This window comes from Gluconacetobacter tumulisoli (assembly GCF_014174155.1).
GTDB lineage: Bacteria > Pseudomonadota > Alphaproteobacteria > Acetobacterales > Acetobacteraceae > Gluconacetobacter > Gluconacetobacter tumulisoli.
The window spans coordinates 1-13012 of record NZ_JABEQM010000013.1 but is presented as its reverse complement, the minus strand read 5'-3'; the positions used below and the strand labels follow the sequence as shown (position 1 = coordinate 13012).

At 68.3% G+C, this 13012-nt stretch carries 12 protein-coding genes; 9 read left to right on the top strand and 3 right to left on the bottom strand.

Features of this window, described 5'->3' with window-relative positions:
- Window positions 1-29: 29 nt before the first annotated feature.
- Together HLH28_RS14360 and HLH28_RS14355 are read right to left on the bottom strand one after the other, a co-directional pair.
- Window positions 30-1013: an MsnO8 family LLM class oxidoreductase gene (locus HLH28_RS14360; protein WP_182960397.1), complete on the bottom strand. Its 984-nt coding sequence runs from the start codon at window positions 1011-1013 to the stop codon at window positions 30-32.
- A 41-nt stretch (window positions 1014-1054) separates the two neighbouring features.
- A complete protein-coding gene (locus HLH28_RS14355; RefSeq protein WP_182960540.1) occupies window positions 1055-3019 on the bottom strand; it encodes an OPT family oligopeptide transporter in 1965 nt (654 codons plus the stop codon).
- 355 nt (window positions 3020-3374) lie between these two features.
- Here HLH28_RS14355 and HLH28_RS14350 point away from each other — a divergent pair, with 355 nt between their 5' ends.
- From HLH28_RS14350 to HLH28_RS14340, 3 genes are all read left to right on the top strand, one after another.
- The gene (locus HLH28_RS14350) at window positions 3375-5027 is read left to right on the top strand and encodes an OprO/OprP family phosphate-selective porin (protein WP_246396219.1); all 1653 of its coding nucleotides are present in this window, start codon (window positions 3375-3377) and stop codon (window positions 5025-5027) included.
- Between the two features lie 136 nt (window positions 5028-5163).
- Window positions 5164-6198 carry a sulfate ABC transporter substrate-binding protein gene (locus tag HLH28_RS14345; protein WP_182960393.1) on the top strand — a complete coding sequence of 345 codons (1035 nt, stop codon included), beginning with the start codon at window positions 5164-5166 and terminating at the stop codon, window positions 6196-6198.
- Window positions 6199-6293: 95 nt separating this feature from the next.
- Window positions 6294-6740 carry a GNAT family N-acetyltransferase gene (locus HLH28_RS14340; protein ID WP_182960391.1) on the top strand — a complete coding sequence of 149 codons (447 nt, stop codon included), beginning with the start codon at window positions 6294-6296 and terminating at the stop codon, window positions 6738-6740.
- Window positions 6741-6817: 77 nt separating this feature from the next.
- Here HLH28_RS14340 and HLH28_RS14335 read toward each other — a convergent pair whose 3' ends face one another.
- Window positions 6818-7423 (bottom strand): hypothetical protein, encoded by a 606-nt coding sequence (locus tag HLH28_RS14335; protein ID WP_182960389.1) that lies wholly within the window; start codon window positions 7421-7423, stop codon window positions 6818-6820.
- Window positions 7424-7655: 232 nt separating this feature from the next.
- On the opposite strand from HLH28_RS14335, the gene ispH reads away from it, so the two are divergent.
- The 6 genes from ispH (at window position 7656) to HLH28_RS14305 (ending at window position 12663) form a co-directional block, all read left to right on the top strand.
- The gene (gene ispH / locus HLH28_RS14330) at window positions 7656-8654 is read left to right on the top strand and encodes a 4-hydroxy-3-methylbut-2-enyl diphosphate reductase (protein WP_182960386.1); all 999 of its coding nucleotides are present in this window, start codon (window positions 7656-7658) and stop codon (window positions 8652-8654) included.
- A gap of 15 nt (window positions 8655-8669) precedes the next feature.
- Window positions 8670-9647 carry a homoserine kinase gene (locus HLH28_RS14325; RefSeq protein WP_182960384.1) on the top strand — a complete coding sequence of 326 codons (978 nt, stop codon included), beginning with the start codon at window positions 8670-8672 and terminating at the stop codon, window positions 9645-9647.
- Window positions 9637-10143: a ribonuclease HI gene (rnhA, locus tag HLH28_RS14320; protein ID WP_182960382.1), complete on the top strand. Its 507-nt coding sequence runs from the start codon at window positions 9637-9639 to the stop codon at window positions 10141-10143. The genes HLH28_RS14325 and rnhA overlap by 11 nt, the downstream gene beginning before the upstream one ends.
- Complete coding sequence (locus HLH28_RS14315) at window positions 10140-10877, top strand: ATP-binding cassette domain-containing protein (RefSeq protein WP_182960380.1); 738 nt, start codon at window positions 10140-10142, stop codon at window positions 10875-10877. The genes rnhA and HLH28_RS14315 overlap by 4 nt, the downstream gene beginning before the upstream one ends.
- The gene (locus tag HLH28_RS14310; RefSeq protein WP_182960378.1) at window positions 10874-11644 is read left to right on the top strand and encodes an ABC transporter permease subunit; all 771 of its coding nucleotides are present in this window, start codon (window positions 10874-10876) and stop codon (window positions 11642-11644) included. The genes HLH28_RS14315 and HLH28_RS14310 overlap by 4 nt, the downstream gene beginning before the upstream one ends.
- Before the next feature lie 71 nt (window positions 11645-11715).
- Window positions 11716-12663, top strand: a complete 948-nt coding sequence (locus HLH28_RS14305; RefSeq protein ID WP_182960375.1) for a nucleoside hydrolase — start codon at window positions 11716-11718, stop codon at window positions 12661-12663.
- Window positions 12664-13012 lie beyond the last annotated feature (349 nt).

The following is a 13012-nucleotide window of genomic DNA, read 5'->3' as shown; positions in this document are numbered from 1 at the left end:
CCGTCCATCATCGTCTTTGACCCGGGCGTTTAGTCCTGTCGCGCGGCGGCCGCGATCCCGAACGACCGCAGGCGCGCCGTGTGGTCGTGGATGGCGCCGACGATCATCAGTTCGTCCGGGCGGTGCCGTGCGATGAAGGCATGGATGCCCGCCCGCGTGGCAGCAGGTCCCCCGACCACGGAACATGCCAGCGCCCGGTCGATCCCCGCCTGTTCCGCCGGTGTCCACAACCCGTCGGTCGAGGCGACGGGGGGTGGAAACTGCCCGGGCATGCCCCGGCGCAGGGCCACGAATTGCTGCTGGTGCGAGGTGAACAGCAGGCGCGCCGCATCGTCGCTGTCGGCCGCCACGACGTTCAGCCCCAGCATGACGTAAGGCGCGTCGAGATGCCGGGACGGGGTGAAGCGGTGGCGATACAGGGCCACCGCGTCCTCCATCTGGTCGGGCGCGAAATGCGAGGCGAAGGCGAAGGGCAGGCCCAGCGACGCCGCCAGGTGCGCCGAGAACAGGGAAGACCCCAGTAGCCACACCGGAATATCCAGCCCGGCGCCCGGGATGGCCCGCACCCGCTGGCCGGGTGAGGGCGGATCGAAATAATGCAGCAGCTCGACCACGTCCTGCGGGAAGCGGTCGGCGCTGGCCGGATCGCGGCGCAGGGCGCGCATGGTTTCCTGGTCCGATCCCGGGGCGCGGCCCAGGCCCAGGTCGATGCGGCCGGGGAACAGGCTTTCCAGCGTGCCGAACTGCTCGGCGATCGCCAGCGGCGCATGGTTCGGCAGCATGATCCCGCCCGAACCCACCCGGATGGTGCGCGTCCCCGCCGCAAGATGCCCGATCAGGACCGCCGTCGCGGCCGAGGCGATGGCCGGCATGGAATGATGTTCCGCCACCCAGTAGCGGTTGAAGCCCAGGGATTCGGCATGCCGGGCCAAGGCCAGGCTGTTGCGGAACGCCGTGGCGGCGTCGCTGCCCCGGACGATAAGCGACAGGTCGAGCACCGAGAAGGGAATCACCGGATCAGTCCTTTGCCAGTTTCCATGCAGTTCTTGAACGATCACCCGCGCCGTATGCTGCGGCCGAACCAGATGCATATGGCGACGAATACCCCGAAGCCCAGCAGCCCGGGCACCATGCCGGCCTCCGCCGGCAGGACGGACAGCGTGTCGTCCCGTCCCGTCGCCCCGGCGATCGCGGCCAGCAGAACGCCGGTCAGGCTTTCGCCGACGATGAAGCCGGAGGCCAGCATGGTGCCGGTTCCGGTCTCGGCATGGGCGCTGCGGCCGCCTTGCGTCGCGCGTCGGGTACAGGCCCACCCCAGCACGGCGCCGATCGCCAGCGTCACACTGACGGCGGGGGGCAGGTACAGGCCGATGCCGACCGCCAGCGGCGGCAGGGCGCCCCCGCGTCGGCGCAGCAGCAGGTCCGTCGCGATCAGGACCGCGCCCAGCCCGACCCCCAGCAGGATCATCGTCCAGTCGAGCTGGTGCAGGAAGATGCCGGTCGTGAGCGTCACCAGCAGCGCGGGCTGCGGCGCGGCGAGGGCGTGGCTGGCATCCATGCCCGGGCGCGGCATCGCGCCGACGAAGCCATAGGCCTGGTACAGCAGTTCCAGCACCGGCGGGATGACGATCGCGCCGCTGGCGCAGCCGACCAGCAGGGCGGCCTGCTGCCGCCATGGGGATGCGCCGACCAGTTGGCCGGTCTTCAGGTCCTGCAGATTGTCGTTGGAAATCGCCGTCGACGCGACGATCGCCGACAGCAGGAACAGGGCGAAGGCGATGGCCAGGTGGTGGCCATTCGCCGACATTTCGGCGGGCAGCAGGCCCAGCCCTTCCAGCAGCAGCAGGAACGAGGCGATCATGACCGTCGCGATGATGGCGATGCCCGACAGCGGCGATGAGGACGACCCGACGATCCCCGCCATGTAGCCGCAGGCGGCTGCCACCAGGAAGCCGAACAGCGCACAGAATGCGACGGCGGCCAGCGCTGCCGTGATGATGGCGTGGCCGTTTGTTGCCGCCGGCACCTGGAAGGCGACGAACAGGCCGAACAGCACCAGCAGCAGTGCGCCCGCCAGCAGGCCCAGCGTGCGTGGCGCCAGGTCGCGGTCATCGCCCGCGTCCCCGATGGTCGCGCCGGCGCGGAGCATGTCGCGGATGCCGGCGGCGACCGGGCGGGCCAGCATCGCCAACGTCCAGATGGCCGCGATCGAGATCGTGCCCGCCCCCATGAAGCGGACTTTCTGCGCCCACAGCGCGGTGGCGAAATCCGCCGGCGCCAGGTGGGACGGGTTGGGCAGGATGGTGCTGAGGATCGGGACGGCCACACCCCAGGCGATCACTGCGCCCAGCAGCATGGCGATGCCGCCGGCGATGCCGACCAGATAGCCCGCGCCCAGCAGTGCCAGCGAAAAGCCGGTCGAGGCGCGGAAGACCGCGCCGCCCCATGTCGCCGTCATGGCGGCCCCGTCGGCCAGCAGGCGCAGCCCGTCGGTGGCCAGCGTCACCACCGCCGACATCAGGCCGCCGGTCAGAAGCGCCTTCAGGCTGTCGGGATCGCCGGTCTCGGACCCGGCCTTGAGAATTTCGGCCGCCGCCACGCCTTCGGGGTAGGGCAGGGAACTGTGCGTCACCATCGCGCGGCGCAGCGGGACCGTGAACAGGACGCCCGTCATTCCCCCGACCATCGAGAGCAGCATTGTCTCGAGATACGGGAAATGCTGCCAGTAGCCGATCATGACCAGGCAGGGGAACGAGATGAACACGCAGGACAGCGTGCCCGCCGCAGATGCCTGGGTCTGGACCAGATTGTTTTCCAGGATCGTCGCGCCGCCCATCATGCGCAGGACGGACATCGAGATCACCGCCGCCGGAATCGAGGATGCGACCGTCAGGCCGATCTTCAGGCCCAGATAGATATTCGAAGCCGTGAAGACCACCGTGATGAGGGCGCCGAGAATCAAGCCCCGGATCGTCATTTCCCGCTGGGACGTGGAGATGGGGAGAGAGGTGGATGTCATATTCGTCATGATGTCGCCGTATCGTTCGCCGCTACCCTAGACCATCGTTCGGCATCGGTCAGCGGTCGTCATTCCGGCCCCGGATATGACGGTTTCCATGCCGGACGGCCGGTCGGCGCGGCGCGCGGGGAACCGCAGCACGTAAATTACGTATAATGAGCGTGCATTAATTTCGCGCCTACTTGGGGGCAATTGACAACGGATTCAATGTGGTGTTGATTTCAAATATTAACTATTTTTATGGTGAAAATACCATATCACCGTGACGTCGTGAGCGTGGACCGGTTCCGCCAATCATGCGTCGGCCTGAAGGGATCGGTCTGGGATGCGTTTTCGTTCGCGGTTGCGGGATGCCATGCTTCTGACAACCATCATGGCCGGTGTCGCCGCGCCGGGGATGGCCATGGCGTCGCCGCAGGATGACGAGATCCGGGAACTGCGCCGCGAAATGGCGGAGATGCGGCGCGACATGCTGGGCGAGATCGGGCAATTGCGCGCCCGCGTCGCCCGCGCCGAGGGCGCTGCCCGGACGGGCGTGCGCACGGCGCACGCGCCTGCCCCGCAGGAGGTGCGTCACGCCCAGGCCCGGCCCCAGCCCCAGCCCTGGACCGGGCCGCTGCCGACGATCGGCGAGCCCCAGGGTGCCGGCCCGCACCGTCCGCGTTCCGACGCCGATTCACGCCTGGCCGCGCTGGAAGGGTCGATTGCCTCGTGGGAGGAATTCAAGGCCGCGACCAGTAAGGACGAAAGCGTTCATATCGGTGGCATGCGCATCGGTTTCCCGTCCGGCCGTCCTACCATCTCGTCGGATGACGGGGCCTACAGCTTCTCGGTCGGGCTGCTGGCGCAGGAAGATATCGGCGGCTTTCTCGGCGCCGGTCCGCGAGCCGGCGAGGGTAACGGCAATTTCAACAAGCTGACCGAGAATGCGCGCCGGCTGCGCCTCTATTTCACCTGGCGGTACAAGGACTGGGTGGCCAACATCACCCCCGATTTCGGCTCCAGTTCGGTCGACGGATCGGTGGGATTGTTCGAGGCCAACCTGAACTATACCGGGCTTCGCAACACGACGCTGACCGTCGGCTATTTCCAGCCGCGCATGGAAGAGGAAAGCGCCGAACGTTCCGGGGCATTCGAATTCCTGGAGCGTCCGACGATCGTCGACCTGGTGCGCAATATCGCCGGCGGCGTCGCCCGATTCAGCGTCGGGGGCGAGCATTACGAAAAGCGCTGGCTGGCGGCGGCCTATTTCACCGGACAGAAATTCGGCGACCGGTCGAAGGATACGACGATCACCGACAGCCAGACCGGCGGGATGGTGCGTGTTGCCGGGCGCCCCTATGTCAGCAAGGACATCGACGTCCATGTCGGCGCCGGCGCGACGAGCGCCTTCAAGGTCAACCAGAATGCGAACGGACGCACCTACACCTTCAGCGACAATGCCGAAATCCCGCTGGGCGAGACGTCGCTGCTGACATCGGGCGCCCTGACCAATGTCGCCCAGATCTGGGCCGCCGGTCCCCAGCTGGCCTTCAGGTGGCAACGCTTCCTGCTGAAGGGCGAATATTACCATATCGGCGTGCAGCGCGGTCACACTACCGGCGCTTCCCCGCTGCCCTCGCTGGGTTTCGATGGCTGGTATGTGGCGGCCAACTATACCCTGTTCGGCAAACCGCGAATCTACAACTCCAAGATCGCCGCCTTCACGACGCCCGGCGTCGAGTACGATTTCGATCCCCTGCACAACCATTGGGGCGCGTTGGAGCTCAACGGCCGCTGGAGCGTGACGGACCTGAGCGATGTCGCAGGCCAGGGCGGAACGGGGATCGACGGCGACCAGCAGACGGTCTGGCAGGGCGGCGTGAACTGGTACCCCACCCCCCATGTGAAGTTCATGCTGGACTACGACCATTTCATCGTCAGTCGTTCGAAAGGCGTCTCGGGCGGCGTCAACCTGTTCGGCCGGACCGGCAATGTTCTTGCGGGCCGGGTCCAGGCCGCGTTCTGATCTTTCCGATGCCTTAACTCGGGCCCTCGTGCGTGACCAGGCCGGTTACGTACCGGCCGGTCCTTTGTCTCAACGCGCCGCGTTTCGCGATCCGGCCTCCGGCCACGTCGCGATCGGCCTGCAACAGGGTGGTATCATGACCCACACGCCTTTCTCTTCGTCGCGCCGGACGTTTCTTGCCGGCGCCGCGGTCGCCGGCGCGGCCTCCATCGTGGGTCTGCGCCCCCGGGCGGCCCAGGCGGCCACCACCCTGCTCAACGTGTCCTATGATCCGACGCGCGAGCTTTATGCCGATATCAACCGCGTCTTCGCCGCGTCATGGGCGAAAAGCCACAATGGCGCCGCGGTTGCGGTCCGGACCTCGAACGGCGGGTCCGGCGCGCAGTCTCGCGCGGTGCTGGAGGGGGCCCCGGCCGACGTGGTCACGCTGGGGCTGGCCTACGACATCGATGTCCTGGCCACGCACGGGCTGCTGGCGACGGACTGGCAGAAGCGCCTGCCGCATAATTCCACGCCCTATACCAGCACCATCGTCTTCCTGGTCCGCAAGGGCAATCCCAAGGGGATCCATGACTGGCCCGACCTGATCCGCGACGGGGTGCAGGTCATTACCCCCAATCCCAAGACGTCGGGCGGTGCGCGCTGGAACTATCTGGCGGCGTGGGGCTGGGCGCTGAACCAGCCTGGCGGGTCGGAGGCAACGGCCCGCGCCTATCTGAAATCTCTGTTCGCCCATGTGCCGGTGCTGGACACCGGTGCGCGCGGCGCGACCAACAGCTTCGTGCAGCGCGGGCTGGGCGACGTGCTGCTTGCGTGGGAGGACGAGGCCCTGCTGGCATCGCGGGATGTCGGGCCGGAGTCGTTCGACATCGTCGTGCCCCCGGTGACCGTCCTGGCCGAACCGCCGGTTGCGGTGGTGGATCGCAACGCCTCCGCCCATGGCACGACGGAGGTCGCGCGCGCCTATCTGGAGTTCCTGTTCACCCCGGAAGGACAGCGGATCGGGGCGAAGCATTATTTCCGGCCAGTGGACCCGGCGATCCTGGCCGGGACCGGCGACCTGTTCCCGAAGGTCAAGACGTTCGACGTCGCCAGCCTGGGGGGATGGACGGCCGTGCAGAAGACTCATTTCGCCGATGGCGGGGTGTTCGACAGCATCTATGCGAAATAAGGAACATATCCCGATTACAGAGCCGAGCGCGATCAGGGGGCCCTGACATCGGTTTCGAAGTGCCAGGGTCATCACGCTGCGCCATCAGGCCGCATATGCAGAATATCGATGTGCGCGGGTTCCAGGCCGGCGATCTTGAAACGGTGGCTCAACTGTGGCGGAGCAGTGCGCTCTCGACGGGTCTTGCACCGGAATCCGAGCCGAGCCTGGCGGAGTATCAGGACCGCCTCGCGCGTGAGAGCCGGTGCGCGTGGAGCATCCATGTCGCCTGCAATGGTTCCGAAATCGTGGGCTTCCTCGCGTTCGAGCGGCAAAGGAGTTGGCTGCGGCAGCTCTTCGTCTCTCCCGCCATGAAAGGGGCCGGCGTGGGAACGGTGCTTCTCACTGTGGCCAAGCGCGAGATGCCGGCCGGATTCCGGCTGCGGACCAGTGCCGACAACCATCCGGCAAGGCGCTTCTACGAGCGGCGCGGCCTGCGGATGGACGGGCAGTTTCCTCATGAAACCCTGGGGTTCATGACGGTCCGCTATCGGTGGCCATAGAAAGCGCCCATCCGGGATGCTTCGGCGCGGTCGGACAGACTCCTGCACGCGATCCGGACGGGGCCGCGCGAACCGGGTCAGAGCGGGTGGAATGACGGCGTGATCAGGTGGCTGCGATTGTAGGCCAGCTGGTCCGGCGTCAACTGGAACCCGACCTCGATATGATAGCCGTCGATCGTGACGCGGTGAGACACCGGCAGGTCGATGGGGACGATGCGCGTGTGCGTCAGCGTCCGGGTCACGTTCGGCGGAAATTCGATGGTTTCCACGAACTGCTTCTTGCTCTTGATCTCGCCGTCATAGACGACGGCGATGAAATACGGGACCTCGACCGTCCGGCCCCGGGTCGCCGGGCCGCGCGTGACGTCCATGCCCACGCTGATATTGGTGGTGATCGATCGCGGCCGGCCCTTGCCGCCGCGGCTGCCCTGCTGGCAGTTTCCGGTGACGCGGGTCAGGCTGACGCGTGTCGTCATGTGGGCGATGTCGTGCGCGTCCCCGGCATAGGCCACCAGGTCCGCGGCCTCGCCCGGGACCTCGACGACCGGACAGGCCGGCGCGAAGGCGTTCGGATCGTCCAGCTGGCAGGCCGAGGGCAGGAGCGCGAGCGGCAGGAACGCCAATCCACGAAAGGCGACGGGACGGCAGAGGCGGCGCAGGCCGTTCGGGATGGCGATGGTCATGCTGGTTCCGGGGTCTCGTTCTCGATCAGGTGGCGCGGCTCCGCCGTGCGGGCGGAATTCTGGTGTGGCTCCGGCTGGACGGGTCTGTCCAAATGCACCAGGGTCGCAGGAAAATGGCTTGCGCCACGGTCCCGGTTTGCGTAGGGCCGGACCAGCACCTGGATGCGCGGCCGGCCGGTAAGCTGCCCCCGGCCCGTATCCTATACCGCCCGCCGGACGTTTGGGGAACACCATGCCCGACCAGATGATTCAGACACCCGATTCCGTGCCCGCCGATGCGTCGACCCGCTCGCTGAAGGTCCTTCTGGCCGGCCCGCGCGGGTTCTGCGCCGGCGTCGACCGCGCCATCCGGGTGGTCGAGGAAGCGATCCGCCGCTATGGCGCGCCGGTCTATGTCCGGCACGAGATCGTGCATAACCGCACCGTCGTCGAGGAGCTGGAAGCCCAGGGCGCCATCTTCGTCGAGGAACTGGACGAGGTGCCGCCCGACGGCCATGTCGTCTTTTCCGCCCATGGCGTGCCCAAGACCGTTCCCGCCGAGGCCGAGCGCCGCAACCTGCTGTATCTGGATGCGACCTGCCCGCTGGTGTCCAAGGTCCATCGCGAGGCCGAGCGTCATTTCGCCGATGGCGGGCCCGACAGCCGCCACATCCTGATGATCGGCCATGCCGGCCACCCCGAGGTCGTCGGCACGATGGGCCAGCTTCCGGCCGGCGCGGTGACCCTGATCAACGATGCGGAGGAAGCCCGCACCGTCCAGCCGGCAGACCCGTCGCGCCTGGCCTTCATCACCCAGACCACGCTGTCGGTCGACGACACGGCCGAGATCGTGGACATCCTGCGCCGCCGGTTTCCCCTGATCGAGGGGCCGAAGCGCGAGGACATCTGCTACGCCACCACCAACCGGCAGGAAGCGGTGAAGGCCATCGCCCCGGGGTGCGACCTGGTGATCGTGATCGGTTCGCCGAATTCCTCCAACTCGCAGCGCCTGCGCGAGGTGGCGGAACGTTCCGGCGCGCCGCGCGCCCTGCTGGTGCCGCGCCTGAGCGACCTGGACTGGTCCGTGCTGGACGGCGTGAACACGCTGGGCATCACCGCCGGCGCCTCGGCGCCCGAGGCGCTGGTGCAGGAAATGGTGGCGGCCCTGGCCAAGCGCTACACGCTGGAAATCGAGGAGCGGACCGTCAAGGAAGAGAACGTGACGTTCCGCCTGCCGGCCCCGCTGGGCTGACCAGACCCTTCATCGATGGCCGTCTACACGGATGTTTCGGACGGGGCGCTGCGGGCGTTCCTGTCCGAGTACGATATCGGCGACCTCACGGCGTTCCGGGGGATCGCCGAAGGGGTGGAAAACAGCAATTTCGTCCTGCGCACGACGGGCGGCGACTTTATCCTGACGCTCTATGAGCGTCGGGTCGATCCCGGCGATCTGCCGTGGTTCCTGGGCCTGATGGGGTATCTGTCGGATCAGGGCCTGTCCTGCCCGCGCCCGGTGCCGGCGCGTGACGGGGTGGCGCTGCGCATGCTGGCCGGCCGGCCAGCGGCGGTCACGACCTTCCTGTCGGGCGTCTGGCCCCGCCAGGTGCTGCCGGAACATTGCGCGCCCGTGGGGGCGGCGCTGGCGTCGCTGCACGTGGCCGGCCGGGGCTATGACGCGGTGCGTCCGAACGCGCTGGGGCCCGCCGCGTGGTCCGCGCTGGCAACGGCCTGCCGGGCCGACGGGGATTCGGTCCAGCCCGGGCTGATGGGGGAACTGGATGCGGCGCTGGCCGGGATCCTGCCCGCATGGCCGGGGCACGGCGGCCATGCCGACCTGCCGCGCGGGCAGATCCATGCCGACCTGTTCCCGGACAATGTCTTCTTCCTGGATGGCGAGGTCTCGGGGATCATCGATTTCTATTTCGCCTGCACCGACATCCTGGCCTACGACATCGCGATCTGCCTGAACGCGTGGTGCTTTGATGCCGACGGGTCGTTCGATATCGCGAAATCACGTGCGCTGATCGCGGGATATGAAAGCGTCCGTCCGCTGTCCCCGGCCGAACGCCAGTCGCTGCCGGTGCTGGCATCGGGGGCCGCGCTGCGTTTCCTGCTGACCCGGCTGTATGACTGGGTGAATACGCCGGCGGGGGCGATGGTCACCCGCAAGGATCCGCTGGAGTATCTGCGCCGCCTGCGATTCCACCGCGCGGTGCGCGAAGGGGGGGCGGCCTATGGCCTCTGACCAGGAACGGCCGGTCGAGGCCGATGCCGAAACGGATCTCGGGCTTGTCGAGGTCTGGACCGACGGTGGTTGCAAGCCCAATCCGGGGCCGGGGGGCTGGGCAGCACTGCTGGTCTTTCGCGGCCAGGAGCGCGAGATCTCGGGCGGGGCGGCCGAGACGACCAACAACCGCATGGAACTGACGGCGGCGGCCGAGGCGCTGGAGGCCCTGAAGCGCCCGTGCCGTGTGGTACTGCATACCGACAGCGAATATGTCCGCAACGGGATCACGCGCTGGCACACCGGCTGGGTGCGCCGGAACTGGCGCAACGCCTCGGGCGATCCGGTCGCCAACATGGACCTGTGGCGGCGCCTGCTGGATGTCAGCGCCCGGCACGATGTGACCTGGCGCTGGGTGCGCGGCCATTCCGGCGACGAGAACAACGAGCGTGTCGATCGCCTTGCGACGGCGGCGCGCGATGCGCTGGGGATCGCCTACCCGGTTCGCGGCCGGTGACGCAGGCCCCCCCGGCGATCCGGCTGGAGGGGCTGGGCCTGTCCTATGCGGGAAGCCCCGTGTTCGAGGGGCTGGATTTCACCTTTCCTGCCGGGACGTTCAGCGTCCTGCTCGGCCCCAGCGGCGTGGGCAAGACCAGCCTGTTGCGGTCGATCGCGCTTCTGGACCGGCCGACGGCGGGGCGTGTCGTGGCGGATGACGCGATGTCGCTGGCCGGGCGTGTCGCCTGGATGGGGCAGCAGGATCTGCTGCTGCCGTGGGCGCGGGTCATCGACAACGTGACGATGGGCGCGCGCCTGCGCGGCGCGCCGATCGCACGCGACCGGGCCGAGGCCCTGCTGCGCCGTGTCGGGCTGGGCGACCGCCTTGAGGCCCTGCCGTCGGAATTGTCGGGCGGCATGCGGCAGCGGGTCGCCCTGGCCCGAACCTTGTACGAGGATCGTCCGGTCGTGCTGATGGACGAACCCTTCTCCGCGCTGGACAGCGTGACGCGGGCGCGCATGCAGGACCTGGCTGCCGACATGCTGCGGGACCGGACCGTCGTACTGATCACCCATGATCCGCTGGAGGCCTGCCGGCTGGGGCAGGTGATCCTGCTGCTGGCGGGATCGCCCGCCCGCCTGTCGCCGGTTCCGACGCCCGACGGCGCCACGCCGCGCCCGGCGGACGATCCCGGCGTGCTGCGGGGGCAGGGGCACCTGATGCGGCGGCTGCTGGACGGGATCGCCGCGTGACCGCGCGGCGGGTCGTGGCCCGGACGGTGCGTCCGCTGGTCACGCTGGCCGGGCTGGCGGCCCTGTGGTGGGGCATTGCGCGCCTGGGTGGCGTGCCGCCTTATCTGCTGCCGTCGCCGGATGCGGTGATGCGCACGATGTGGATGCAGCGGGGGCTTCTGGCGGATGCCGCAGGCACGACCTTGCTGGAAACCGTCCTGGGGCTGGGATTGGGCATGCTGGGCGGGGCGGCCCTGGCGCTGGCGATGACCGCTTCGGGGGTCGTCCGGCGGTGGATGATGCCGCTGGTACTGTTCAGCCAGGCGGTGCCGGTCTTTGCATTGGCGCCGCTGCTGGTGCTGTGGTTCGGGTTCGGGATCGCGTCGAAGGTGGTGATGGCGGTGCTGGTGATCTTCTTTCCGATCACCTCGTCCTTCTTCGACGGCCTGCGGCGGACGCCGCCGGACTGGCTGGACCTGGCGCGGACGATGGGGGCGGCGCCGTGGCGGGTGCTGGTGTATGTCCGCCTGCCGGCCGCCCTGCCCGCGTTCGGTTCGGGGCTGCGGGTGGCGACGGCGATCGCGCCGATCGGGGCGGTGGTTGGGGAATGGGTCGGCGCCTCGTCGGGCCTGGGGTTCCTGATGCAGACGGCCAACACGCGATTCGAGACCGACCTGATGTTCGCGGCCCTGCTGGTGCTGGCGACGATGACGGTGCTGCTGTGGTGGGGCGTGGACCGCCTGCTGGCGCGGCTGCTGTACTGGGTGCCTGACAGCGTGGTTGACTGACGGCGCGCGGCGGGGGACGACAGGGCCGCCCGCAACCGCATCCGCCTGCAATGATCGAGGAAGGCCGCGTCATGATCCGCCCCGTCATCATCGATACCGATCCCTCTCCGGACGACGCTGTGGCGTTCCTGATGGCCCTGGCGTCGCCCGACGAGCTGGAGGTGCTGGCGCTGACGACCGTCGGCGGGAACGTGCCCCTGCATCTGACGACCCGCAACGCGCTGATGGCGCTGGAACTGGCGGGACGGGACGACGTGCCGGTCTATGCCGGGGCCGAGGGGCCGCTGGCGGGGACGCTGCGGACGGCCGAACATGTACATGGCGCCACCGGATTCGACGGCTACGACCTGCCGGAACCCGCCCTGCGTCCTGCCGCGGGATTCGCCCCCGACCGGATCGTCGAACTGGTGATGGCCCGGCCGGCGGGCAGCGTGACGCTCTGCTGCCTCGCGCCGTTGACGAACATCGCGCTGGCGATGATCCGCGAACCCCGGCTGGCCGATCATCTGCATGGTATCGTGCTGATGGGCGGCGCGCGGTCCGAGGGCGGGAACATCACCCCGGCCGCCGAATACAACATCCATGTGGACCCCGAGGCCGCGTCCCGCGTGTTCGCCTCGGGCGTGCCAATCACCATGATCCCGCTGGATTGCACGCACCGCGCGCTGACGACGGCGGCACGGATGGCGCGCCTGCGTGCGATCGACACCCCGATTGCCGAGGCGTTCTATCATCTGCTGCGCTTCAACAAGACCTTCAACGAACGCCAATGGGGCACCGATGGCGGTCCCCTGCACGATCCCACGGTCATCGCGGCCCTGCTGCAACCCCATCTGTTCAGCGGTCGCCTGGCCCATGTCGGGATCGAATGCCATGGGGAATTGACGCGGGGCATGACGGTCATCGACTGGTGGGGCGTTTCGGGGCGTCACCCCAACGCGCTGGTGTTGAACAGGGTGGATGCCGAGGGCTATTTCAACCTGGTGATCGACAGGTTGTCGCGCCTGCGGGCCGCCTGACCGACGGTCGTCGAATGCCCACCTTCGGCGATCGAAGGTTGCAGGGAGGCAGGGGGGTCCAGTAGGAGACTGCCGAAGCGGTCTGATTGCCCCCGGATCATACCGGCCGGGTGCGACCGACAAGGTTGACGAAGCGCCACATCTGGCCGGAGCCCGCATGGATCGTTCCCGCATGGAGAGTTCAGTACCATCGGCCCCTGCCGCCCCACCGGCGGCGCGCCGGGCGCCAGGGCGGTCCGGGGACGCGATTTTCGCGACGATGGTGCGCGGATGCGCGCTGTTGATCCTTGTGCTGATGGGTGGGCTGATTGCGGTTCTGGCGTGGGGCGGGGCGCAGGCGTGGGGCGTG

Bases quoted from the DNA above. Each gene is read 5' to 3' on its own strand.
- HLH28_RS14355 (WP_182960540.1), bottom strand. From the start codon at position 3,019: ATGACATCCACCTCTCTCCCCATCTCCACGTCCCAGCGGGAAATGACG.
- HLH28_RS14325 (WP_182960384.1), top strand. From the start codon at position 8,670: ATGGCCGTCTACACGGATGTTTCGGACGGGGCGCTGCGGGCGTTCCTG.
- HLH28_RS14350 (WP_246396219.1), top strand. From the start codon at position 3,375: ATGCTTCTGACAACCATCATGGCCGGTGTCGCCGCGCCGGGGATGGCC.
- HLH28_RS14345 (WP_182960393.1), top strand. From the start codon at position 5,164: ATGACCCACACGCCTTTCTCTTCGTCGCGCCGGACGTTTCTTGCCGGC.
- ispH (WP_182960386.1), top strand. From the start codon at position 7,656: ATGCCCGACCAGATGATTCAGACACCCGATTCCGTGCCCGCCGATGCG.
- HLH28_RS14305 (WP_182960375.1), top strand. From the start codon at position 11,716: ATGATCCGCCCCGTCATCATCGATACCGATCCCTCTCCGGACGACGCT.
- HLH28_RS14335 (WP_182960389.1), bottom strand. From the start codon at position 7,423: ATGACCATCGCCATCCCGAACGGCCTGCGCCGCCTCTGCCGTCCCGTC.
- HLH28_RS14340 (WP_182960391.1), top strand. From the start codon at position 6,294: ATGCAGAATATCGATGTGCGCGGGTTCCAGGCCGGCGATCTTGAAACG.
- rnhA (WP_182960382.1), top strand. From the start codon at position 9,637: ATGGCCTCTGACCAGGAACGGCCGGTCGAGGCCGATGCCGAAACGGAT.